The organism is Arthrobacter pigmenti (genome assembly GCF_011927905.1).
Taxonomy (GTDB): Bacteria; Actinomycetota; Actinomycetes; order Actinomycetales; family Micrococcaceae; genus Arthrobacter_D; species Arthrobacter_D pigmenti.
Map to the genome: position 1 here is coordinate 1133478 of NZ_JAATJL010000001.1, position 22411 is coordinate 1155888.

Sequence of the window (22411 nt, forward strand, 5' to 3'; positions counted from 1 at the left end):
CGCACGGCTTCCTCCAGGCCAAGCAGATTGTGTTGCGCGCTCAGAGAATTTGAGGACCTAATGGGGCGGTACGGACTACCATGGGAGGACAGTCACCAAAGGAGAGCATGACCACACATCACGGAGCGTCGTCAACGCCCGAGCCGGAAATGGGTCCGGAAGAAATCCAGGCAGTCATTGACCGGATACTCGCCAAGGATCCCGCAGCGTCTCCGTCAGCGGATGCGGTCAGGTCTACAGTTGCGAAGCGCGGCAAGGCGCAGGCCATTTCTGAGCTCGACGAAGAGCATTCCGCATACGACGGCGAACAGCAAGACCTTCAGGAGCGCCGCGCGCTTCGCCGCGTAGCAGGCTTGTCCACGGAACTCGAAGACGTCACAGAGGTCGAGTACCGGCAGCTCCGTCTTGAGCGGGTGGTTCTCGCCGGAATCTGGAGCGAAGGAACCGCGGAGGAAGCCGAGAATTCGCTCCGTGAGCTCGCCGCACTCGCCGAGACGGCGGGGTCCGAGGTCCTGGACGGAATCATCCAGCGCCGGTTGAAGCCGGATCCCGGGACGTTTCTGGGTGCGGGGAAGGCTGAAGAGCTCAAGACCATCGTGACTGCCACAGGTGCCGACACCGTCATCGTCGATAGCGAGCTTGCACCCTCCCAACGGCGTGGGCTCGAGGACATTGTGAAGGTGAAGGTCATCGACCGTACCGCACTGATCCTGGACATCTTCGCCCAGCATGCCAAATCACGTGAGGGTAAAGCGCAGGTTGAACTTGCCCAGCTCGAGTATCTCCTTCCGCGCCTGCGCGGTTGGGGCGAATCGATGTCCCGCCAGGCCGGCGGTCAAGTAGGCGGTGCCGGCGCGGGTATGGGTTCGCGCGGCCCGGGTGAGACGAAGATAGAGCTCGACCGGCGAAAGATCCGTACCCGCATGGCAAAGTTGCGGCGGGAGATCGCGGGCATGAAACCGGCCCGCGAGACCAAGCGGGCCAACCGTCGTCGACATGAGGTTCCTTCCGTCGCGATTGCCGGCTATACCAATGCGGGTAAGTCCTCACTGTTGAACCGTTTGACCGATGCCGGAGTGCTGGTTGAGAACGCACTGTTCGCAACCCTGGACCCGACCGTCCGGCGTGCAGAGACCCCGGACGGCCTGGAATACACGCTCGCCGACACCGTCGGATTCGTCCGCTCACTGCCTACGCAGCTGGTCGAGGCATTCCGCTCCACGCTTGAGGAGGTTGCGGATTCCGACCTCATTCTGCACGTGGTGGACGCGTCACATCCGGACCCCGAGGGGCAGATCGCAGCTGTGCGGCAGGTCCTTGCGGACGTCGATGCCCGCAAGGTCCCTGAGATCATTGTGTTGAACAAGGTGGACGCGGCGGATCCGTTCGTCATTGAACGGCTGCGCCAGCGTGAACCGCGCCACGCGATCGTCTCCGCGCGTACCGGGCAGGGAATCGAGGAGCTGCTTGCACTCATCAGCGATTCGATTCCGCGACCGAGCGTCAAACTGAATCTTCTGGTTCCCTATCAGCGCGGTGATGTCGTCAGTCGACTGCATCAGGCGGACGCGGAGATACTGCATCTGGAGCACGTCGAGGACGGCACACAGGTGGACGTCATGGTCCGCGAAGGACTCGCAGCGGAACTGGAACCGTTCGTCCGGCATGGCTGAGGGGCGAATAGACCCCCTGGAACTGCTCGACCACGTCGTTGAATCGATGGGCGGTCAGCGGCGCAGCGGGCAGCACGAGATGGTGCGGCACGTTGCGCAGGCCATCACGGAGGGGGACCATTTGCTCGTGCAAGCGGGCACTGGAACCGGTAAGTCGCTCGCCTACCTGGTACCGCTGATCGCGCACGCGATGACAAGCGACACCACCTCTGTGGTATCGACTGCAACCCTGGCCCTGCAGGCACAGATCGTCAAACGCGATCTTCCGCGCCTCCTGGAATCACTGGGGGATTCACTTCCGCGGCCGGTGGACGTGGCGCTCCTGAAGGGGCGCGGGAACTACGTGTGCCGGCACAAGACGGCCGGCGGCTTCCCGGAGGAAGACGACGCCGGCGCCCTCTTCGCGCTGGACGGCGACCCCGCGTCACCCCATCCAGCCTCCGGTCCCTCGACCCCGCTTGGGCGGGAGATCGTCCGGCTGCGCGAATGGGCAGAAGAGACGGAAACCGGCGACCGTGACGAGCTCATGCCCGGCGTTGGTGATCGGGCGTGGCGGCAGGTATCGGTGTCCAGCATGGAATGCCTCGGCGCCCAGAAGTGTCCGGTTGCTGCTGAGTGTTTCAGCGAACGCGCCCGCGAAAAGGCAGGGAAGGCTGACATTGTCATCACCAACCACGCCCTGCTCGCGATCAGTGCTTTCGAGGGGCTGGCTGTCCTGCCGGAGCATGACGTCGTCGTCATCGACGAGGCCCACGAACTTCATGACCGCGTGACTTCGGCGGTCTCCGGGCAGCTTTCGGGAGCGCTGATAGGCACGGCGTCCTCAGCCGCGAGGCGGCATCTCGGCACGGACACGGAGCCGCTGGCGGCAGCGCAGCGAGCCTTCGAGTCGGCGTTCGACGCCGTGCCCAGCGGTTTGATGTCCGGCGGCCTGAACGAGCCGCAGGAGTCGGCTCTCGGCCAGGTAAGGGAGGCGTGCAGGGCCGCTCTGTCCGCCTCAAACATGGAATCCTCACCGCAGCCGGCAGATGGCGGGCGGCAGATGGCCCGCTCACGGCTCCTGGTCATCCTTGAACTGTGCGAGCGGATGCTCGGTGCAGGTGGTGCCGGCGAAGTGCTGTGGGCAACACGGCCAAGCGCCTTCACACCCGGAAGCGGCTACGTGGCGGCTGCTGAGTCATCGCCCGCAACCATCAGCATCGCGCCCCTCTCGGTAGCCGGGCGCCTCCGGCATGGATTGTTCGAGGAACATACGGTAGTCCTGACCTCCGCCACGCTGGCCATCGGCTCTGAATTCGGGCCGGTTGCCGGTTCATTAGGCCTCACCGGCGAAGGCGCACCGAGCTGGACCGGTGTTGATGTGGGTAGCCCCTTCGACTACCCGAAGCAGGGCGTCCTGTACGTTGCCAAGGACCTTCCGAAACCGGGCAGGGGTACATCAGAAGAACAGCTGGCGGAACTTGAGGCACTGATCCGGGCCTCCCGAGGAGGAACGCTGGGCTTGTTCTCATCCCGGCGTGCAGCGGAGGAGGCAGCCGATGCACTCCGCACCAGAGTTGATGTCGAGATCCTGTGCCAGGGGGAGTCGTCCATGGCATCCCTCGTGAGCCAGTTCTCGGATGAACCGGACACCTGTCTCTTCGGCACCATGTCCCTCTGGCAGGGTGTGGATGTGCCGGGCAGGTCCTGCCGCCTGGTGGTTATCGACCGCATACCTTTCCCCCGCCCGGATGACCCGTTGATGACGGCGCGCACCAGGGCGGTTGCACAGGCCGGGGGCAACGGCTTCATGAGCGTGTCGGCAACCCACGCCGCAGTTCGGCTCGCGCAGGGCGCGGGCCGCCTCATCCGTTCCGGCGACGATCGCGGAATGGTGGCAATCCTCGACTCACGTCTGGCAAGCGCCAGGTATGGCGGCTTCCTGAGGGCGGCGCTTCCCCCATTCTGGCCAACCACCGACCGTGCTACGGCGCTTGCCGTGCTCTCGCGGTTAGCCGCGGCACAGCCCGTCTAGCCGAAGCTGACCAGCTAAAGCGCCCGCATCACCGATACGACTTTGCCCATGATGGCGGCGTGGTCTCCCAGAATGGGTTCGTAATTGGTGTTCTGCGGAAGCAGCCAGGTGTGCCCGTCGCGCTGGCGGAACGTTTTGACCGTTGCCTCATCATCAAGAAGGGCCGCAACGACATCGCCGTTGTCCGCGGTATTTTGTCGCCGCACCACAACCCAGTCGCCGTCGCAAATCGCGGCGTCGATCATCGAATCTCCCGAAACGCGAAGCATGAACAGCTCGCCATGACCCACCAGCTGACGGGGGAGCGGCATGACGTCTTCGATCACCTGGTCAGCGAGAATCGGTCCTCCCGCCGCGATGCGGCCAACCAGGGGGACCATTGCTGCGTCAACAGCCGCGTTGACCGGTTCGTCATCCTGCTCCGGAGAACTGGGTAGTGGGCGCGGAGAGTCCTGACCGAGCGTGAGAGGAAGCAGAATCTCCATTGCGCGCGGCCGCTTTGGATCGCGGCGGATGTAGCCCATCCGTTCAAGCTGTGACAGCTGGTGGGTGACGCTGGAAAGGCTGGCAAGACCGACGGTGTCACCGATTTCTCTCATCGACGGCGGGTAACCGTGTGCGGCGACACTGCGCTGGATAGTCTCCAGGATCTTCTTCTGACGGGGGGTCAGGCCCTTGGGCGTGGCGCGTCCCCGTGGACGGCCGCGTCCGCGCTTGGCTGCGGCCTCCGGTGCCTCGGTGGTCTCCTCTGCCGCACTGAGATCTCCCACGAAACGTACATCCCTTCGCTGTGGTGGAGGTGCTTCTGCGACCTTCCAACCAGTTTTGTCAGTGGTGGGTGATGAGCTGGTTTTCGAAGCGGCCGGACCATTCACCCTTGCCAGCAACGCTAGGGGACATGAGACGTCTTTTCAAACATTTGTTCGAGCGAGTCTCGACAGTATTAGTCCAAAGATGCTAAAAATATAACGAGAAGAATAGAACACAGCTTCGAATCGAAGCGGTCCTTCATATTCAGCAGTAGAAAGGCGGACGTGATGTCAACGCTACAACTTGCAGGGCCGGGCTCGGCTGGACACACCATGGAGCGCTCGGATGCCGGCGTTCCGCGGGTTCACCTGACGCGCCGGGGTTGGTTGGTCCTCGTGGCGGTGCCGCTAGCCCTGGTCGCGGCAGCCGCCATGATCCTTGCTGCCTCGCTCACGTCTCAGGCGAAGGCTGCCGGGAGCGCCGGCGGCGTCACGGAAACCGTACAGGTGGATGTTGCGGTCGGCCAGACGCTGTGGGGACTGGCTGCCGAGTACGCGCCGGACCGGGATCCGCGGGAGGTAGTGGCCGAGATCGCCGAACTGAATGCGTTGACCACCTCAACCGTCCAGGCGGGCCAGGCGCTGCACATTCCTGTCAGCACGCCGTAACCGCCTTGTCTGCCACGTAATATCACGGCGCCGCTTTCTGCGGATTCCCTCCCAGAGACCTTGCTCCCTTAAACTCGGTTGGTGACCGATCAGCTTGAACGTCTCAACCGTCTGCCGCTTCGAGAGAACCTCCGCGGCCTGCAGCCCTATGGCGCGCCCCAATTGGACGTACCCATCCTGCTGAACGTGAATGAGAACACCCACGGCGTTCCCGAGGATGTCCGGCAGGCAATAGTTCGGGCCGTGGAACAGACCGTTGCCGGGTTGAACCGTTACCCGGACCGTGAGTTCACGACTCTGAGGGAGCAGCTCGCTGGATATTTGGGCCATGGTCTGACGGCCGCGAACATCTGGGCGGCGAACGGTTCCAACGAAGTGCTGCAGCACATCCTCCTTGCCTTCGGCGGCCCTGGACGAACAGCGCTCGGCTTCCCTCCCACCTACTCGATGTACCCTCTGCTCGCGGGCGCCACCGGCACCGGATATGAGTCCGGATCGCGTGCGGGAACCTTCGATCTGACTCCGGAATCGGCCGCTGAGCAGGTTGCTGCGACGGGCGCGAACATAGTTTTCCTGTGCAGCCCCAACAACCCAACGGGTACAGCTCTGTCGCTCGACGTCGTCACCGAGGTCTACGAAGCGGGTTCGGCTGCGCAGGCGATCATCATCGTCGACGAGGCCTATGCCGAATTTGCGCACCGTGGCACTCCGAGTGCGTTGGCCCTGCTACCCGGGCGGGAGCGGCTGATCGTTTCCCGGACCATGAGCAAGGCTTTCGCTCTCGCTGGAGCCCGCGTGGGTTACCTCGCAGCGGCTCCTGAGGTGGCCGATGCTCTTCGGCTAGTGAGATTGCCGTACCATCTCTCGGCGCTCACGCAAGCCACCGCTGTGGCCGCTCTCACCCACTCGGCCCGGCTTCTCGAGAACGTGGACGAGATCAAGCGCCAGCGAGACCGCATCGTCGCAGGACTCACGGAGATGGGGCTGCCCGTGGCCCCATCGGACTCGAATTTCGTTCTGTTCGGCGGCATCGAAGAACCGCGCACAGTGTGGCAGGGCCTGCTGGATGCGGGAGTCCTCATTCGCGACGTCGGCATTCCTCACCACCTGAGGGTCACGGCAGGCACCGAAGCGGAAACCACAATCTTCCTCGAGATACTCCGCTCATTGATTCGGCCCAACCTCTCCTAGACTTGTTCCGGTACACGCGGCCGCTGATACCCATCTGGTGCGACACGACCTCGTCACGACTTTCACTTCCCCCCGACATTAAGGACCAGCCATGACCGCGGAAGCTACAGCTGCTCGCATTGCGCAACGCGAGCGGACCACGAGCGAGTCGTCGGTGTACGTTGAACTTAACCTTGACGGGACCGGTCGCTCTGAGATCACCACGTCCGTCCCCTTCTACGATCACATGCTTACGGCGCTCGCGAAGCACTCCCTCATCGACCTCATTGTTCGCGCCACCGGGGATACACACATCGACGTGCACCACACGGTCGAGGATGTGGCTATCACCTTCGGGGAGGTCCTGCGCGAGGCGCTCGGCGACAAAGCCGGAATTCGCCGTTTCGGTGAGGCGACAGTGCCGCTGGATGAGGCGATCGCGCATGCCGTCGTGGACATTTCCGGACGGCCCTACCTGGTGCATGCAGGGGAGCCCGCAGGCCAGGAGTATCACCTGATCGGGGGCCACTTCACTGGGTCCCTGACCCGCCACATCTTCGAGGCAATAACCCTTCACGCGCAGATCTGCCTGCACATGAAGGTGCTCGGCGGCCGGGATCCACACCACGTCGTGGAAGCGCAGTTCAAGGCGTTCGCGCGTGCGCTTCGCAGCGCCGTGGAACCGGATCCCCGCGTAACCGGAATTCCCTCGACGAAAGGCGCGCTATGAGCGCACCGAAGGTGACCGTACTGGATTACGGTTCCGGCAACATCCGATCAGCCGTCCGGGCACTCGAGCATGTAGGAGCCGATGTCACACTGAGCGCTGCGCCGGAGGACGTCCTCAACGCGGACGGGCTGTTGGTCCCGGGTGTCGGTGCTTTCGCGGCCGTCATGCAGGGATTGAAGGACGTCGACGGACTTCGCATGATCGGGCGCCGTGTCGCAGGCGGCCGTTCAGTACTCGGTATCTGCGTCGGGCTCCAGGTCCTTTTCGAAGAGGGCGTGGAACACGGTGTGCGCACGGAAGGCATGGGCGAATGGCCGGGAAGGGTTGAGCGGCTCAAGGCAGACGTAGTCCCGCACATGGGTTGGAACACGGTCCAGGCGCCGCAGGAGTCGACGCTCTTTGAAGGCATCCGAGACGAGCGCTTCTACTTCGTCCACTCGTACGGCGTTCAGGACTGGAATTTTGATGTGACCCAGCCGGCTATGCGGCCACCGATCGTCACGTGGTCCACCCACGGCGGGCCATTCATAGCTGCTGTGGAAAACGGCCCACTCACGGCCACCCAGTTCCACCCGGAGAAGTCCGGCGACGCCGGCGCGCAGCTGCTGCGCAACTGGATCAACGGTCTGCGCTGACAATGTGGAGCGTACTCCTGATGGGGCTAGCCGGATTGTTGATCGGAGGGGCAGTCTCATTCCATCGCCAGAAACTGCCACGCGTGTTTGTCATCAGCTTCGGTGTACTGGCCTTGCTGGCGCTGGTCGCCGCCTATCTGCTGACCCTTGCGCCCCAGTAGATGCATAAGCGTTTTCTAACCCTGAACAGTTCTCAAACCCTGAACAAAGGAAGTGAATGAGTCCCTTCACAGAATCTCCCATCCTCGAACTGCTGCCTGCCGTTGACGTGGCTGACGGCCAGGCCGTCCGCCTGGTCCAGGGCGCCGCCGGCAGCGAAACCAGCTACGGGGACCCGCTTGACGCCGCCATGCAATGGCAGAACGACGGCGCCGAATGGGTTCACCTGGTAGACCTGGACGCGGCGTTCGGGCGTGGGTCCAATCGCGAGCTTCTCCGAAAGGTTGTCGCGGAGCTGGATATCAAGGTGGAGTTGTCCGGAGGTATCCGCGATGATGCTTCCCTTGAGGAAGCCCTGGAGCTGGGAGCGGAGCGCATCAACCTTGGGACAGCGGCGCTTGAGAATCCGGAGTGGACCGCAAGCGCCATCGCCCGCTATGGCGACGCGATCGCCGTCGGGCTCGATGTCCGCGGGACCACACTGGCAGCACGGGGCTGGACCGAGGATGGCGGCGATCTCTGGGAGGTCCTTGCGCGCCTGGAGGACGTTGGCTGCGCCCGCTACGTGGTGACCGACGTGACGAAGGACGGCACGCTACGGGGCCCCAACCTCCAGCTGCTGCGCGATGTCCTCGAGAAGACCACCCGGCCGGTGGTCGCCTCCGGCGGAATCTCCAGTCTCGATGACCTCGCGGCACTGCGTCAGCTCGTACCGGATGGACTCGAGGGCGCAATCGTCGGTAAGGCCCTCTACGCTGGCGCCTTCACGCTTCCGCAGGCACTGGACATCGCCGGGCACCCGGAACGGTAGGCGTGTCCGACCGCCGTCTGCCTGGGCACATCGAAGCAGCGCTCAGGGCAAGCAAAGCAGAAGGGGTAAACACCACCGATTCCGCCGGGCAACCCTGGAAGGGTCGGGACCTCTCCGGCGACGGCAATCCGCTCCATGCATTCGACAACGACGACGGCGGTGTCCCGGCGTCGTACGAAGCCGCAGTATCCAGCCTGGTGGCGGGACGGGCGGATGAAACGGCCGTTGTGCGCGCCCTCGCGACTGTGCGTGTGTTCGTCCCGGTTATCGCGGAGCTCGGCGGAACCGACAGTGAGCTGCCGACAGGCGCGGACGGTCACCACGTGGGTGACAAGGAAGCCGATATGGCATTGGTCACGATCAAGTCCCCGGACGGACGCCGTGCACTTCCTGTGTTCACCTCGACGGCGCGCCTGGCGCACTGGCATGAAAGTGCACGCCCTGTCGCTGTGTTCGCTCCGCGGGCCGCGCTGTCCGCCGTTGCCGAGAAGGCTGATCTGATGGTCGTGGACCCGGGAGCGGAGGTGACCTTCGTTGTCCGTCGTCCGGCGCTCTGGGCGCTGGCGCAGCAGACCGACTGGGTGCCTTCCTACGCTGATCCCGTTCTCACCGAGCTCATAGGGCGGGCTGTGGAGGCAGGCGCCCTGATCCGTAGGGTCGAGGTTGGCCCGGGATCCGGGATTTCCAGTCGTACAGCGGACGGTACAGTATTTGGAGGCGGTGGTGCCGGTCCCGAACTGCGCATCAGCCTCGCTCTGGAGGAGGGACTTACCCAGGAAGAGGTCCGCTCCACCACACGAAATTTTCAGAGGACCCTCCAGAACCTGGAGGAGTTTGTCGAGCGGGTTGACTCGCTCGAAATCCGGCTCACGCGTTGATACCCACGCGGTGCGAGCCCGCGTGAAAGTGATTGACGTTGAACTTTGCCATCTACCGGGAGCTGTTGAGAATAGTCCCGGTTCGCCGGTTGCTGCTCGTGGGCATGATCGCCCGCTTCCCACACTCCGCGGCGGGTGTACTGCTGACCCTGCATGTAGTGCAGACGCTTGAGCGGGGGTACGCGGAGGCCGGCGCAGTAGCTGCAGTCATGACGATCGGCATCGCCGTCGGGGCTCCCTGGCGTGGACGCCGGGTGGACCTGGCCGGTTTGCGCCGCGCGCTGATCCCGTCTGTGATTGCCGAAGCGCTCATCTGGTCCATCGCTCCGCACCTGCCCTATGAGTGGCTGCTGTTGGCCGCTCTGGTTGGCGGCATTTTCACCCTGCCCGTCTTCTCGGTGGTCCGGCAGTCCCTCGGTGTCCTGGTCAGCGGTGAGTCGCGCCGGACCGCCTTCACGCTGGACGCTGTATCCACCGAAGTGATCTTCATGGGTGGGCCTGCGTTGGGCGCGGTCCTGGCAACTCAGGTTTCCACCGTGCTCGGCCTGACCGTTGTCGGGCTTTCCACCGCGGTGGCCGGTCTGTTCCTGATGTGGTTCAACCCGCCCACCCGTAGTAGCCAGCCCGGTGCTGTGGCGGGGTCTCCGTCAGCGGCCGACGACGACGAAGCAGCGGTGGAGGCGATGGTCGCCTCTGCTCCGGCGCGTGTGTTCGAGGCATCCGCCGAATTGGTGCCCGGGGCACGACCGGCACGAGGGGTCGGTGCCCGTGCGCGCGTCGCCCACAGTTTCGGATGGCTAACCCTGCCCGTGGGTGTTGTGATGGTTGTGGCGGCCGGTGCAGGGCTGGTTCTTGCAGGCACGGACGTTGGCATCATCGCCGTGCTGGAGGACAACAACCGGGCGTTTGAACTCGGATGGGTTTTCCTCGCCTGGTGCGCCGCATCTGTAGTCGGCGGCCTGGTCTACGGTGCAATGCACCGCCCGGTCTCACCGCTGGTGTTGCTGCTTCTGATGAGCGTACTGACCATCCCCATGGGGTTTGCCGACAGCACGTTTGCCCTCGCATTGCTGTCGCTCGCTCCTGGCCTGCTGTGCGCGCCGGTTCTCTCCGCAGCCTCTGAGAAGATTGCCCACCTCGTAGAGGAGGACCGCCGCGGCGAAGCGATGGGATGGTACGGATCGGCACTGACGTCAGGGGTTGCCCTCGGAGCGCCGCTTGCGGGGTTGCTGATCGACTCGGTTGGTCCGTGGGGCGGCTTCGTCGCCGTGGGCGGTGCTGCCGCCAGCCTTAGTCTGCTCTGTCTGGCGGCACAACAGGTTCGACGCCGACGGGGCAGGCGGGTCAGTTGACGGGGCCGGTGAATTTCTCCCCGGGTCCCTGACCGGGAGCATCCGGTATCAGCGACGCCTCGCGGAATGCAAGCTGCAATGAGCGCAAACCGTCGCGCAACGGGCCAGCATGCTGGCTCCCGATCTCCGGAGCCGCCGCGGTGACAAACCCTGCCAGGGCAGTGATCAGCTTCCTGGCTTCATCCAGGTCCTTGAACTCCTCCGCGTCCTTGCCCTCGGCCAGCCCGCACTTTACTGCTGCAGCGCTCATCAGGTGGACAGCCGCCGTCGTAATGACCTCAACGGCCGCCACCTCCGCAATGTCCCGTACATGGTTACTGCCGCTGTGGGCACCACCGGTGCCGGAATCAACTGTGCCGGGGAAGGTATGGCGGGAGGGATCGGAATTACGGTCTGCTGTGCTCATGCTGGTAAGCTTGTCACAGACCGACTGGGGGTCGTTATTTTTTGTGGCCGGTAACGGCATGAAAAAGATCACCCAGTATGCAAGCGGAGTCCTCTCCCACCCGCGATTGCCGGATTGCCCACAGGGCAGTTGGAGGCAGCCGGGTTCAGGTCGGTGCACGTTATCCATTTTTCGGACACGGCCGCACTGATGCCCGAGGCCTTCGATTGCGCATGCGATTGGGGGCCTTCTTCTTTTGCACGCGGTCCAGGTTTTCGACTGACATCAGGAGCAGCACATTAGCGAGCCAAGAATCAACGATCGTATCCGCGTCCCAGAGGTGCGGTTGGTAGGCCCTGCGGGCGAGCAGGTTGGAATCGTCCGTATTGAAGACGCCCTCCGACTCGCCGCTGAGTCCGACCTTGATCTTGTTGAGGTGGCGCCCCAGGCCAAGCCTCCGGTAGCCAAGCTCATGGATTTTGGTAAGTACAAGTACGAAGCCGCTGTGAAGGCGCGCGAAGCCCGGAAGAACCAGACCAACACGGTGCTGAAGGAAATTCGTTTTCGGCTCAAGATCGACACCCACGATTATGAGACCAAGCGCGGCCACGCCCTTCGGTTCCTCGGCGCCGGCGACAAAGTGAAGGCGATGATCCAGTTCCGCGGCCGCGAGCAGCAGCGCCCGGAGATGGGCATCCGCCTGTTGCAGCGGTTCGCTGAGGATGTCGCGGAGGTCGGCGTCGTTGAGTCCACACCGCGTATCGATGGGCGCAACATGGTCATGGTGATTGGGCCTGTCAAGAACAAGGCGGAAGCCAAGGCTGAAGCCCGCCGTGCGGCGCAGCGCGCTGAGTCGAAGGCAGCCAACGAGAAGTCCAAGGTTGATACGACAGGTGCTGAGCCGATGACCCAAAGCATCGGTGACTTGCTGCCGGAGGGTCTGCGTTCCGGCGGGGATGCCGCGGCAGACGGCGCCGAGACGCCCTCGACCGAGACGCCTTCGACCGAGACAGCCCAGACCGAGACTACCCAGACTGAGACTACCCAGACTGAGACTACCCAGACTGAGACTACCCAGACTGAGACTACCCAGACTGAGACAACCCAGGCTGAGACGCCTCAAGCTGAGGATACTTCGACGTCGAAGCCCGTTGCGGAGGCCCCGAACGAATCGGTCGAGGCGCCGAAGCAGGCTACGCAAACCTCCAGCGGGGAGGCGAAGACGGTTGAGAAGCCTGCCGCAACCGCAACGGTGAAGTCCCCCGCAGCAACGAAGGCTGCTGCACCTGCGAAGGAGGCCGCGCCTGCGCCGAAAGCGAAGGAAGAGTCTTCGGCGGCTGTGTCGAAGCCCGCAGCAGCACCCAAGCCGCAGGCGGCCCCGAAGCCAAGCGCTTCGGCGAAGCCCGCGGCCGCACCTAAACCGTCAGCAGCAAAGCCTGCTGCGACACCAAAGCCTGCCGGTAAGGCGGTCCCCGCCAAGGGTTCGCCGAGCCGGCCGAAGCCGGGAGGCTCCAGCTAGGGAGCCGGTTGCCCTTCTTGAGGGCACCGAGGCGCCACGTAATCACCGCAGCTAGCTGCGGAAATCGCAAGCCGTCGGCAACGTGCCGGCGGAAACCAAAAGGAGATCGGTTTCAATGCCGAAGATGAAGACCCACAGTGGCGCCAAGAAGCGCTTCAAGCTCACCGGAAGCGGCAAGCTCAAGCGCCAGCAGGCTAACCGCCGTCACTACCTGGAGCACAAGTCCTCCACTCTGACGCGCCGTCTCGCCAGCGACAAGATCGTATCGAAGGCAGACACCAAGGCCATCAAGAAGATGCTCGGCGTCTAATAACCACCCACTAACAACCGGGCAGGGTTCCGCGGTCCAGAACCACGGAGATAAGTCCTGCCCGGGAAGATCAAACTAAGGAGTACGCACGTGGCACGTGTGAAGCGGGCGGTCAATGCCCACAAAAAGCGTCGGGTCATCCTTGAGCGCGCCAAAGGCTACCGCGGTCAGCGTTCGCGCCTGTACCGCAAGGCAAAGGAGCAGCTGCTCCACTCGTTCGTTTACAGCTACGGCGACCGCCGCAAGCGCAAGGGCGACTTCCGCCGGCTGTGGATCCAGCGCATCAATGCTGCCTCCCGCGCTAACGGGCTCACCTACAACCGTCTGATCCAGGGACTCAAGGCTGCAGGTGTCGAGGTGGACCGTCGCATGCTTGCCGAACTCGCAGTGTCCGACGCCAACGCGTTCGCTGCGCTGGTGCAGATCGCCAAGGACTCCCTGCCGTCCGACACTTCGGCACCCGCAGCACGCGTCTAGTCCACGCCGTCTGACGGACCGTGTGAACCGGCTGACATCCTCATGAACTACTCCGAACGCCCCCAGGCGCCGCTACTGTCCAATCCCCGATCGGATCGGGTCCGTGATGTAGCAAAGCTTGCGGGGCGTTCGGTGCGTCTGCGGCAGGGTCGTTTCCTGGCAGAGGGACCGCAGACCGTTCGTGAGGCGTTGCGGCTCCATCGGGATCGCATCGCTGCAAGGCAACCTGGTGTCGTTGATGAGGTCTATGTCACCGAGGACTGCCTGCAGCGTTACCCCGAACTGGGGGAAACTGCGTTGTCCCGGTTGGTCACACCCGAAGTTCTTGCCGCCATGAGCTCGACGGTCACCCCGCAGGGAGCGATCGCGGTCTGCCATTTCCTGGACGTGCCGCTCGACACAGTACTGGACAGTTCTCCCCGGCTGATTGCGGTATTAGTCGAAGTCCGTGACCCCGGGAACGCCGGCACCATCCTGCGCGCTGCAGATTCCGCCGGGGCGGACGCCGTTATCTTCACCGATGCGAGCGTGGATGTCTATAACCCGAAAACCGTTCGCTCAACGGTTGGCTCCCTTTTTCATCTCCCGGTGGTGATCGGCGCGGATGCCGGTGACTTACTTCCCCGCCTGACAGCCGGGGGGATGGCTATCCTTGCCGCCGACGGCTATGGAGACCGCAGCCTCGATGAGCTTCAGGACAGCAGCGCCCGACGACGGCTCGCACCGTCATCCGGTGAAGCACTGAGTCTTACTGGAGCGTCACCGAAGCTGGAAGCGCCCACCGCGTGGTTGTTCGGAAATGAGGCGCAGGGACTTCCCCAGGACGCGCTCGACGCCGCACACCACCGCGTTGCAGTGCCCGTCTACGGTAAGGCGGAGAGCCTGAACGTAGGCACCGCCGCGACGGTGTGCCTTTACGCCTCAGCGCGGGCACAGCGGGGCTGAATACACCGCTCAAGGAGCTCTACCTGGAGCCGGCAAGCACCGGTTCCGTTGCCCTCGCCGCTCTCCGCTCCATCCTCCCGCTCAGAAGTGCTACACCTAGCCCGAAGGCAGCCAGCACAGCGCCAACCAGTGCTGGAGCGGTGTAACCCCACCCAAGCGCGATAACCGCTCCGCCCAGGAGCGCTCCGAGCGCGTTCGCTGTGTTCAATGCAGCGTGATTCATCGACGATGCCAGCGACGGGGCGTCCGGTGAGACATCCATCAGCCGGACCTGAAGGGATGGGATCAGCGATGAACCGATCGCGCCCACGAGAAAGACGAAGAGCAGGGCAGTCGGGGCCCACTGCACCGCCAGCGCAAACACAAGCAGGCACGCAGAGATGGCGCCCATCACCCAGTAGATTGTGCCCAGTACCGAAATATCGGCCAGTCGGCCCCCGACGATGTTCCCGGCGACCATGCCCAGACCATAGAGCGCAACGACGATGGGCATCAGGTCTTTGGGGACACCCGCTACGTCGGTCATGGTCGGTGTGATGTAGGTGTAGACGGCGAAGAAGCCACCGAAGCCGACGGTCCCGATGAGCAGGGTCATCCATACCTGTCCGCGCTTCAGGGCGCCCAGTTCCCGGCTGATGCTTGCGCCTTCGCGAACGTCCTGGTGGGGTACGAACCGGGCCACCATCAGCAGCGTCAGCACACCGATCACGCCGACCAGGATGAACATGGTCCGCCAGCCGAACTCCTGACCCAGCCAGGTGGCGAATGGCACCCCTATGACGTTAGCGACGCTAAGTCCCATCATCACCATTGCGACCGCCTGCGCCCGGCGGGTAGGTGCCGACAGCGACGCCGCGATGACTGCAGCGACGCCGAAGAACGCGCCGTGGGGGAGACCTGAGATGAAGCGGGATAGCATCAGCCAGCCGTACTCATCGGCGAGGTATGAGGAGAGGTTGCCGACGGTGAACAACGCCATCAGGGCCAGGGCCAAGCGCTTGTGCGGAAGCTTGGCCCCGAGTGTGCTGAAGAGCGGCGCCCCGACAACCACGCCTACCGCGTAAGCGGCGATGATGAGTCCCGCAGCAGAGTTGTCGACGCCGACATCGGCAGCCATGTCCGGCAGCAGGCCCATGATTGCGAATTCGGTGGTGCCGATACCGAAGCCACCGACGGCCAGGGCCAGGATCGCCAGCACGAGCTTACGTGTAGGCAGTTGTGCGAGTGCGGCTGACATTGAACTCATTTCGACGTGGGGCGGCGCCGGATGACGGCGGACAGGAATATGTGAACGCGCCTCGTTGAGCATGTTGGGCGGCGACTCGGCAAGGATCCCAAGAGGTCCACTCGTTGGAAACAACGTGGCGGAGCGGCCGTTTATTCACTCTACGCTCGCTGGTGCGGATTCCTTATTATGAGACGGATGCTCACCGGTGAGCGGTTGCTCACAATCTAGACTGTCCGGATGACGAACAGCCAACGTAAGCAGATTGTCGGTGCGGCCATCATGGATTCGCTGCAGTCGCCGTCCCGCATGCTGGTGGCACGTCGCACGGCCCCGGAGCAGTTTGCCGGCCAGTGGGAATTTCCGGGCGGCAAGGTTGAACCCGGTGAGGACGATGTTGAGGCTCTCCGCCGCGAATTGCGTGAGGAGCTGGGTGTGGACGTGCAGATCGGCGCTGAGCTCGGGGGCCCGGACGAGAATGGCTGGCCGTTGAACGGCACAGCCGTCATGAGGGTATGGCGTGCGGTCATCACCGCGGGAGTTCCTGCGGCGCTGCAGGACCATGATGAACTTCGCTGGGTTGACCTGACAGATCCCGAGGAGCTGACCTCGCTGCCGTGGATCCCGGCGGACCGGCCAATAGTCGATGCCCTGCTCGAAACGCTGGTTTCTGTGGACGAGCTGGGTTAAAAGAGTGTCGGCTCCACTTGCTCGGCCTGTACGGGCGCGCCGCCGGAAGCGGGCGTTGACGTAGTGCCGGGTTCTTCCCGGAAGAAGCGTGCTCCGGCACCAAGACCATGACGACGGCGGTGCATTCGCACGCGGTCGGCGAGCCACCCGCGGTACTCGGCTGAAGCGTAGCTTCCCCCGCGGTACAGTCTGCGATAGCGGCCAACCAGGGTGGGGTGCCTTGTGGCGAGCCACTCCATGTACCACTCCCGTGCTCCCGGGCGCAGGTGCAACGCTCCAGCGCTCACACCAGTGGCTCCGGCGGATGCGAGTGCTCGGAACAACTCGTCCAGTGACTCATCGCTGTCGGTCAGCCAGGGCAGGATGGGCATGGCCATGATCCCGCAGGGAAGCCCGGCGTCCCGTAACCGACTGATCAGGTCCAGGCGTGCCCGCGGCGTAGGGGTGCCGGGCTCTACCGCATGCGCGAGCACGGGATCAATCACCGCGAGGGAGATTCCCATACCGACGCTCACGCTCGCCGCTGCCTCCTTGAGCAGGGGAAGGTCCCTACCCAGCAGGGTGCCCTTGGTGAGGATCGAAAATGGGGTGCCGCTGTCGGTGAGCGTCCTGATGATGCCGGGCATCAGGCGGTAGCGTCCCTCAGCACGCTGGTACGGATCCGTGTTGGTTCCCATCGCAACGTGCTCTCTGCTCCAGGAAGGTTTGGTCACTTCGCGCCGGAGTACCTCGCCGACGTTCGTCTTCACCACGAGTTGGGAATCGAAGTCCAGCCCCGTGTCGAGGTTGAGGTAGCTGTGGGTCTTCCGGGCAAAGCAGTACACACAGGCGTGTGAGCAGCCGCGGTACGGATTCACAGTCCATCCGAAGGGCATGCCCGAGTTCTTCGGCACCCGGTTGAGCGCGGACTTCGCCAGCACCTCATGGAAGGTGATGCCCGCGAACTCGGGAGTACGCACTGATCGCACCAGACCGGAGAGCGGCAAGAGTGCGTCCGCGCCTCCGGGCGCCGCCGTCGTCGTTTTCTGGGTGTCCCAACGCATGTAAAAATTAGAACATATATTCCATCAAAAGTGGAGGACTCCTGCGCGCGGCGTAAGCTTGGCGCATGATTCTCATCACCGGTTTTGAGCCTTTCGGGGGCGAAACGGTAAATCCGTCATGGGAGGCCGCAGAGCATGCCGCAAGCAGGCTCATGGCGCAGGACGTCCCCGCTGTAGCGGTGCAGTTGCCCTGCGTATTCGGGCAGAGCATCGCGGTCCTGCGGGACGCTCTCCGTACTCACAGGCCGGAGCTCGTGTTGTGCGTCGGCCAGGCGGGTGGACGAGCGGAGATCTCCCTCGAGCGGATCGCCATCAATGTGGACGATGCGCGCATCCCGGATAACGCGGGTAACCAGCCGGTTGATGAGCCGGTGCGGAAGGACGGGCCCGCCGCGTACTTCAGTGCGCTGCCGATCAAGCGAAGCCTGCTGGCGCTGCACGGTGCCGGCATCCCGGCGGCCGTGTCACAGACCGCGGGGACCTATGTCTGCAACCATGTCTTCTATGGGCTGATGGACTCGCTTGCGGATGGGATGGCCGGGACTGAACGCGCCCGCGGAGGTTTCATCCATGTGCCGTTCTCGAGTGAGCAGGCTGCCGTCCACGGCACGGCAGGACTCCCGATTGAAGAGATGGCGTCAGCGCTTGCCATTATTGCGCTGGTCAGCGCCGAGGACGCAGTAGACATTCCGCTGCCCGCAGGTGCCGAACATTAAGGCTGCGCCATAGTGCGTTTGCGCCGCAACGCCGGCCTGACGGGCCGCTCCACATATCCCCCGTCGCTGAGCCCGGCGCCGCGCTCAAAAGGGTTCCGCGATGCAGGATCACCGGTCAGCAGAACCGAAATGCCCGCCGCCAGGAAGTAGAGCGGAAGGAACGGCAAGCCCAGGCACAGCGCGTACTGGGTACTGTGCCGGGCCTCATGGGCAACCAGCGCCGGCCGCTTCGCAACGGTTCCCGGTCCGGCCCGAAACAGCACAACGTTACCGAGCGTGAACGCGGAAGCATGGGGAAGCGACAGCGAATAGCGGTGGGCAAAGATCAAGCCGTGGGTACCGGACTGCAGTTCGCAGTGGCCCAGCCGCGCCGCAACCAGGCCCAGGAGGGTCGACCCGTTGAGCCAGTTGAGCGCCGCACGCGCAAGATCGCTGCCCTTCATGCCCCCAGTCTAGGGATACGCCCTGCACAATGACCGGCAACGCATTCGGGGCTGCTGCGTCCGGTCCTCTAGACTGACTAGGCCGCCGGTTCCGGAAATCCGGTAGTCCGTAGCGGCACCCACTGCGCTCACAACCCGAGGTATTGCACTCTCATGTCTGAACCCACCACGCCCGCCCGTCCAGCGGATACCCAGGCGACTGCTTCCGTCGTCGCGCCCGATCCACTGGACGCAGCGGCCATCGGCGAGGCAGTCGACCGCGCTCTGAGCGATATTTCGGCAGCGCAGGACCTCGACGCCCTCAAGTCAGTGCGGCTGGCGCACACGGGGGACAAATCCCCCTTGAGTCTCGCGAACCGTCAGATCGGCGCACTGCCGAAGGATCAGAAAGCGCTCGCCGGGAAGAACATCGGGCCCGCTCGCGGACGGATCAACCAGGCCCTCGCCGGCCGGGCAACGGAGCTTGAAGCCGAGCGGGATGCCCGCATCCTCATCGAGGAGGCGGTGGACGTTACGGCGGCTCCGCGCCGTCGTCGTGCAGGTGCCAGGCACCCGTTATCCATCCTTCAGGAGCGCGTTAGCGACATCTTTGTCGGTATGGGCTGGGAAATCGCCGAAGGCCCGGAGGTGGAGTCCGAGTGGTTCAACTTCGACGCACTGAATTTCAAGCCCGATCATCCGGCGAGGGAAATGCAGGACACGTTCTTCGTCGAACCGCCCGAAGCGCACCTCGTGATGCGTACCCACACCTCGCCCGTGCAGGTGCGGGCCATGCTTGAACGGGACGTGCCGATCTACGTGCTCTGCCCGGGCAAGGTTTTCCGGACCGATGAACTGGACGCCACGCACACCCCGGTTTTTCACCAGTTCGAGGGTCTCGCAATCGACAAGGGCCTGAGCATGGCCGATCTGCGCGGAACCCTGGAACACTTTGCCCGGCTCATGTTCGGCGACGACGCCGGCATCCGCCTTCGCCCCAACTTCTTCCCCTTCACTGAGCCTTCCGCCGAGCTCGATATCTGGCACCCGGGTGCCAAGGGCGGCCCCCAATGGATCGAGTGGGGCGGGTGCGGCATGGTCCACCCCAACGTGTTGCGCGCCGCGGGCATAGACCCTGAGGTCTACTCGGGTTTCGCCTTCGGCATGGGTATCGAGCGCACGCTCATGTTCCGCAATGAGGTCGGGGACATGCGCGACATGATTGAGGGCGACGTACGTTTCAGCGAGCACTTCGGGATGGAGATCTAATCGTGCGAGTACCACTGTCCTGGCTGCGCGAGTACGCGCAGGTACCGGCCGAAGCAACGGCCGAAGACGTATTGGCCGAACTGGTGAAGGTGGGCCTGGAGGAAGAGGCCGTCCACCGTCCCACCGACACCCTCTCGGGGCCGGTTGTGGTGGGCCAGGTGCTCTCCGTCGAGAAGGAGCCACAGAGCAACGGCAAGACCATCAACTGGTGCCAGGTGCGGGTAGTCCCCGACGGCGCCGAACAGACCCTGACCGGCGAGGGCATCGATCCCTCCGGCGTCCAGGGGATTGTCTGCGGCGCCCACAACTTCGTCGAGGGGGACAAGGTCGTCGTCACGCTTCCGGGCTCCGTTCTGCCGGGCGACTTCCGGATCGCCGCGCGGAAGACCTACGGCCACGTCTCTGCTGGCATGATCGCCTCGGTCCGTGAACTCGGCATCGGAGATGACCACGAGGGAATCCTGGTGCTGGACACCCTTGGGCTGGACCCGGAGATCGGTTCGGACGCCATGGAGCTGCTCGGGCTCTATGACCAGGCAGCCGAAGTCAACGTCACCCCGGACCGCAGCTACTGCTTCTCGATCCGCGGGATCGCACGAGAGTACGCCCACGCCACCGGCGGCAAATTCACTGACCCTGCCGGCGCCGTCGTTGTGGATCCCGCCGGCGGCGACGGATATCCGGTTCGACTCGAAGATCAGACGCCCATCTACGGCAGGCCCGGCTGCGACCGGTTTGTGGCGCGGGTGGTGCGCGGCGTCGACGCCGCGCGCCCGACTCCGCAGTGGATGATTTCCAGGCTCCGTCTCGCAGGGATCCGCTCCATCTCCCTGCCCGTGGACATCTCCAATTACGTGATGCTCGAGCTCGGGCAGCCCACCCACTGCTATGACCTCGCCAAGTTGACCGGTGACATCGTTGTGCGCCGGGCCGAAGCCGGTGAAACGATCGTTACCCTCGATGATCGCAAGCGCGAGCTGTATCCCGAAGACCTCCTGATAACCGACGCCTCGGGCGCCATCGGAATCGCCGGCGTCATGGGCGGTGCCGCAACCGAGGTATCCGAGGCCACAGCCGATGTGTTGGTGGAGGCCGCGCACTTCGACGAGGTGTCCATCGCCCGCGCCCGCCGGCGTCACAAATTGCCCTCGGAAGCCTCCAAGCGGTTCGAACGTGGAGTGGACTGGCACATCGCCGACGTCGCCGCGCAGCGGGTCGTGGATCTGCTCGAAAGTCTTGCCGGCGGAACCGCAGACAAGGCCGTCACTGACGTTGGGACCGCACCCGAACCCGTGGTGATCGACCTCCCGGCCACCTACGCCTCCGAGCGGATCGGGATCGACTTCGCCCCGGAGCAGGTAGTCGGCGCCCTCACGGACCTGGGTGCTGAAGTTGAAGAGTACGACGGCGGCTGGCGGGTCACCGCCCCAAGCTGGCGTCAGGACCTTGCCATCAAGGACGACGTCGCCGAAGAGGTTGCACGGCTGGTGGGTTACGACCAGATTCCCTCCCGGCTTCCCGTTGCACCGCCCGGACGCGGTCTTACCCGGTCGCAGCAGCAGCGACGCCGGGTTTTGGGGGCACTCGCTGACGCCGGACTTACCGAGGTGCTGTCCTATCCCTTCGTGTCCCAGGAGGCGAATGACTCCTTCGGGGCAGCTGAGGGAACCGGGCCGTCGGTGAAGCTGGCCAATCCGTTGAGCGCGGAGTTCGGTTTCCTGCGGCGTTCGATCCTGCCCGGACTGATCGAGGTGGCGAAGCGGAACTCTTCGCGTGGCTTCCGTGACCTCGCCCTGTTTGAAGCCGGGTTGGTGTTCCTGCCGCTGGAAAAGCTCGGTACCGCTGACATTCCGCCGCTCGGTGCGTTACCGGATGGCGAAACCCTCGATGCGCTCTACACGGGCCTGCCACAGCAGCCGCTGACCATCGCGGCCGTCTTCCTCGGCAACGATTCACCCGCCGCGGCGGGTCATTCGCCTCGGGCATGGGACTGGGCGGATGCGCTGGACACCGTCCGGCTCATGGCCGACGTCGTCGGCGTGGACCTCGTGGTGGAGCAGGGCGAGCACCAGGCGTTCCACCCTGGGCGTACCGCTCGCGTGAGCCTTCGCAACGGGGACGTACTCGGCTACGCGGGAGAGTTGCACCCCAAGCTCCTCGCGGCGCAGGACCTGCCGCCGCGGACGGTAGCGCTGGAAATCAACGTGGGCTTGCTGTTCGACGCAGCACCGGATGTCATCGTTGCCCGCCACCTGTCCACCTTCCCCGCGACCACGCAGGATGTCGCGCTAGTGGTGGACGGTCTGCTTCCCGCGGACGAAGTCCTTGAAACCCTCCGCGAAGGTGCAGGTGATTTGCTCGAAGAGGTGCACCTCTTCGATGTCTACTCCGGACAGGGGATCTCGGACGGCAAGAAATCGCTGGCCTTCGCGCTGCGATTCCGTGCGACCGACCGGACGCTCACCGCTGATGAAGCGAGTGCCGCCCGCGACCAGGCGGTCCAGCTCGCCGCTGTTCGCCACGGCGCCGTCCAGCGCTGACCGCCATCGATTTTAGCAGCGGCCACGTCG

At 64.1% G+C, this 22411-nt stretch carries 23 protein-coding genes; 18 read left to right on the forward strand and 5 right to left on the reverse strand.

Annotated elements, in window-relative coordinates:
- The first annotated feature begins 107 nt into the window (after positions 1–107).
- Together hflX and BJ994_RS05250 are read left to right on the forward strand one after the other, a co-directional pair.
- Positions 108–1673 (forward strand): GTPase HflX, encoded by a 1566-nt coding sequence (hflX, locus tag BJ994_RS05245; RefSeq protein ID WP_167992215.1) that lies wholly within the window; start codon positions 108–110, stop codon positions 1671–1673.
- Positions 1666–3687, forward strand: coding sequence for an ATP-dependent DNA helicase (locus BJ994_RS05250; protein ID WP_167992216.1), 2022 nt, complete (start codon positions 1666–1668; stop codon positions 3685–3687). Before hflX ends, BJ994_RS05250 begins: the two co-directional genes overlap by 8 nt.
- Before the next feature lie 14 nt (positions 3688–3701).
- On the opposite strand, the gene lexA is transcribed toward BJ994_RS05250, so the two are convergent.
- A complete protein-coding gene (gene lexA / locus BJ994_RS05255) occupies positions 3702–4457 on the reverse strand; it encodes a transcriptional repressor LexA (protein WP_167992217.1) in 756 nt (251 codons plus the stop codon).
- A gap of 267 nt (positions 4458–4724) precedes the next feature.
- Between lexA and BJ994_RS05260 the strand changes: the two genes are divergently transcribed.
- The 8 genes from BJ994_RS05260 to BJ994_RS05295 all read left to right on the forward strand — a co-directional run bounded on the left by BJ994_RS05260 (position 4725) and on the right by BJ994_RS05295 (position 10840).
- Positions 4725–5105, forward strand: coding sequence for a LysM peptidoglycan-binding domain-containing protein (locus tag BJ994_RS05260; protein ID WP_167992218.1), 381 nt, complete (start codon positions 4725–4727; stop codon positions 5103–5105).
- Between the two features lie 81 nt (positions 5106–5186).
- Positions 5187–6296, forward strand: coding sequence for a histidinol-phosphate transaminase (locus tag BJ994_RS05265; RefSeq protein WP_167992219.1), 1110 nt, complete (start codon positions 5187–5189; stop codon positions 6294–6296).
- 91 nt (positions 6297–6387) lie between these two features.
- Positions 6388–7005, forward strand: a complete 618-nt coding sequence (gene hisB / locus BJ994_RS05270) for an imidazoleglycerol-phosphate dehydratase HisB (RefSeq protein WP_167992221.1) — start codon at positions 6388–6390, stop codon at positions 7003–7005.
- Positions 7002–7640: an imidazole glycerol phosphate synthase subunit HisH gene (hisH, locus tag BJ994_RS05275; protein ID WP_167992223.1), complete on the forward strand. Its 639-nt coding sequence runs from the start codon at positions 7002–7004 to the stop codon at positions 7638–7640. Before hisB ends, hisH begins: the two co-directional genes overlap by 4 nt.
- A gap of 20 nt (positions 7641–7660) precedes the next feature.
- Positions 7661–7801 (forward strand): hypothetical protein, encoded by a 141-nt coding sequence (locus BJ994_RS05280; protein WP_167990070.1) that lies wholly within the window; start codon positions 7661–7663, stop codon positions 7799–7801.
- A 56-nt stretch (positions 7802–7857) separates the two neighbouring features.
- Positions 7858–8610, forward strand: coding sequence for a bifunctional 1-(5-phosphoribosyl)-5-((5-phosphoribosylamino)methylideneamino)imidazole-4-carboxamide isomerase/phosphoribosylanthranilate isomerase PriA (priA, locus tag BJ994_RS05285; protein ID WP_167992225.1), 753 nt, complete (start codon positions 7858–7860; stop codon positions 8608–8610).
- Positions 8611–8612: 2 nt separating this feature from the next.
- Complete coding sequence (locus BJ994_RS05290) at positions 8613–9488, forward strand: SseB family protein (protein ID WP_167992227.1); 876 nt, start codon at positions 8613–8615, stop codon at positions 9486–9488.
- 38 nt (positions 9489–9526) lie between these two features.
- A complete protein-coding gene (locus BJ994_RS05295) occupies positions 9527–10840 on the forward strand; it encodes an MFS transporter (protein ID WP_167992229.1) in 1314 nt (437 codons plus the stop codon).
- Here the strand turns inward: BJ994_RS05295 and BJ994_RS05300 are convergent.
- Positions 10833–11246: a DUF1844 domain-containing protein gene (locus BJ994_RS05300; protein WP_245192255.1), complete on the reverse strand. Its 414-nt coding sequence runs from the start codon at positions 11244–11246 to the stop codon at positions 10833–10835. The two genes, BJ994_RS05295 and BJ994_RS05300, sit on opposite strands and share 8 nt — an antisense overlap.
- Positions 11247–11565: 319 nt before the next feature.
- Between BJ994_RS05300 and infC the strand changes: the two genes are divergently transcribed.
- The 4 genes from infC to BJ994_RS05320 all read left to right on the forward strand — a co-directional run bounded on the left by infC (position 11566) and on the right by BJ994_RS05320 (position 14476).
- A complete protein-coding gene (gene infC, locus BJ994_RS05305) occupies positions 11566–12744 on the forward strand; it encodes a translation initiation factor IF-3 (RefSeq protein ID WP_342450293.1) in 1179 nt (392 codons plus the stop codon).
- A gap of 115 nt (positions 12745–12859) precedes the next feature.
- Positions 12860–13054, forward strand: coding sequence for a 50S ribosomal protein L35 (rpmI, locus tag BJ994_RS05310; protein WP_167992231.1), 195 nt, complete (start codon positions 12860–12862; stop codon positions 13052–13054).
- A 90-nt stretch (positions 13055–13144) separates the two neighbouring features.
- Positions 13145–13531, forward strand: coding sequence for a 50S ribosomal protein L20 (rplT, locus tag BJ994_RS05315; RefSeq protein WP_167992232.1), 387 nt, complete (start codon positions 13145–13147; stop codon positions 13529–13531).
- 42 nt (positions 13532–13573) lie between these two features.
- Entirely contained in the window at positions 13574–14476 is a 903-nt protein-coding gene (locus BJ994_RS05320; protein ID WP_167992233.1) for a TrmH family RNA methyltransferase, read from the forward strand.
- Between the two features lie 19 nt (positions 14477–14495).
- Here the strand turns inward: BJ994_RS05320 and BJ994_RS05325 are convergent, their stop codons facing one another.
- Complete coding sequence (locus BJ994_RS05325; protein ID WP_167992234.1) at positions 14496–15713, reverse strand: MFS transporter; 1218 nt, start codon at positions 15711–15713, stop codon at positions 14496–14498.
- Positions 15714–15941: 228 nt separating this feature from the next.
- Here BJ994_RS05325 and BJ994_RS05330 point away from each other — a divergent pair, with 228 nt between their 5' ends.
- Positions 15942–16391 (forward strand): (deoxy)nucleoside triphosphate pyrophosphohydrolase, encoded by a 450-nt coding sequence (locus tag BJ994_RS05330; RefSeq protein ID WP_167992236.1) that lies wholly within the window; start codon positions 15942–15944, stop codon positions 16389–16391.
- Here the strand turns inward: BJ994_RS05330 and BJ994_RS05335 are convergent.
- A complete protein-coding gene (locus BJ994_RS05335) occupies positions 16388–17434 on the reverse strand; it encodes an Rv2578c family radical SAM protein (protein ID WP_167992238.1) in 1047 nt (348 codons plus the stop codon). The two genes, BJ994_RS05330 and BJ994_RS05335, sit on opposite strands and share 4 nt — an antisense overlap.
- Before the next feature lie 65 nt (positions 17435–17499).
- Here BJ994_RS05335 and pcp point away from each other — a divergent pair, with 65 nt between their 5' ends.
- The gene (pcp, locus tag BJ994_RS05340) at positions 17500–18150 is read left to right on the forward strand and encodes a pyroglutamyl-peptidase I (protein ID WP_167992240.1); all 651 of its coding nucleotides are present in this window, start codon (positions 17500–17502) and stop codon (positions 18148–18150) included.
- Here pcp and BJ994_RS05345 read toward each other — a convergent pair.
- Positions 18147–18593, reverse strand: a complete 447-nt coding sequence (locus tag BJ994_RS05345) for a DUF4157 domain-containing protein (RefSeq protein ID WP_167992242.1) — start codon at positions 18591–18593, stop codon at positions 18147–18149. The two genes, pcp and BJ994_RS05345, sit on opposite strands and share 4 nt — an antisense overlap.
- Before the next feature lie 153 nt (positions 18594–18746).
- Between BJ994_RS05345 and pheS the strand changes: the two genes are divergently transcribed.
- Together pheS and pheT are read left to right on the forward strand one after the other, a co-directional pair.
- Positions 18747–19841 (forward strand): phenylalanine--tRNA ligase subunit alpha, encoded by a 1095-nt coding sequence (gene pheS / locus BJ994_RS05350; RefSeq protein WP_167992244.1) that lies wholly within the window; start codon positions 18747–18749, stop codon positions 19839–19841.
- A 2-nt stretch (positions 19842–19843) separates the two neighbouring features.
- Positions 19844–22381 carry a phenylalanine--tRNA ligase subunit beta gene (gene pheT, locus BJ994_RS05355; protein ID WP_167992246.1) on the forward strand — a complete coding sequence of 846 codons (2538 nt, stop codon included), beginning with the start codon at positions 19844–19846 and terminating at the stop codon, positions 22379–22381.
- Positions 22382–22411: the final 30 nt, after the last annotated feature.

Excerpts from the sequence above, each read along its gene's own strand:
- hisB (WP_167992221.1), top strand. The coding sequence starts at position 6,388 with ATGACCGCGGAAGCTACAGCTGCTCGCATTGCGCAACGCGAGCGGACC.
- BJ994_RS05260 (WP_167992218.1), top strand. The coding sequence starts at position 4,725 with ATGTCAACGCTACAACTTGCAGGGCCGGGCTCGGCTGGACACACCATG.
- BJ994_RS05345 (WP_167992242.1), bottom strand. The coding sequence starts at position 18,593 with ATGAAGGGCAGCGATCTTGCGCGTGCGGCGCTCAACTGGCTCAACGGG.
- BJ994_RS05280 (WP_167990070.1), top strand. The coding sequence starts at position 7,661 with ATGGGGCTAGCCGGATTGTTGATCGGAGGGGCAGTCTCATTCCATCGC.
- hisH (WP_167992223.1), top strand. The coding sequence starts at position 7,002 with ATGAGCGCACCGAAGGTGACCGTACTGGATTACGGTTCCGGCAACATC.
- hflX (WP_167992215.1), top strand. The coding sequence starts at position 108 with ATGACCACACATCACGGAGCGTCGTCAACGCCCGAGCCGGAAATGGGT.
- BJ994_RS05300 (WP_245192255.1), bottom strand. The coding sequence starts at position 11,246 with ATGAGCACAGCAGACCGTAATTCCGATCCCTCCCGCCATACCTTCCCC.
- BJ994_RS05325 (WP_167992234.1), bottom strand. The coding sequence starts at position 15,713 with ATGTCAGCCGCACTCGCACAACTGCCTACACGTAAGCTCGTGCTGGCG.
- BJ994_RS05335 (WP_167992238.1), bottom strand. The coding sequence starts at position 17,434 with ATGCGTTGGGACACCCAGAAAACGACGACGGCGGCGCCCGGAGGCGCG.
- priA (WP_167992225.1), top strand. The coding sequence starts at position 7,858 with ATGAGTCCCTTCACAGAATCTCCCATCCTCGAACTGCTGCCTGCCGTT.
- rpmI (WP_167992231.1), top strand. The coding sequence starts at position 12,860 with ATGCCGAAGATGAAGACCCACAGTGGCGCCAAGAAGCGCTTCAAGCTC.
- pcp (WP_167992240.1), top strand. The coding sequence starts at position 17,500 with ATGATTCTCATCACCGGTTTTGAGCCTTTCGGGGGCGAAACGGTAAAT.
- BJ994_RS05320 (WP_167992233.1), top strand. The coding sequence starts at position 13,574 with ATGAACTACTCCGAACGCCCCCAGGCGCCGCTACTGTCCAATCCCCGA.
- BJ994_RS05250 (WP_167992216.1), top strand. The coding sequence starts at position 1,666 with ATGGCTGAGGGGCGAATAGACCCCCTGGAACTGCTCGACCACGTCGTT.
- pheS (WP_167992244.1), top strand. The coding sequence starts at position 18,747 with ATGTCTGAACCCACCACGCCCGCCCGTCCAGCGGATACCCAGGCGACT.
- BJ994_RS05330 (WP_167992236.1), top strand. The coding sequence starts at position 15,942 with ATGACGAACAGCCAACGTAAGCAGATTGTCGGTGCGGCCATCATGGAT.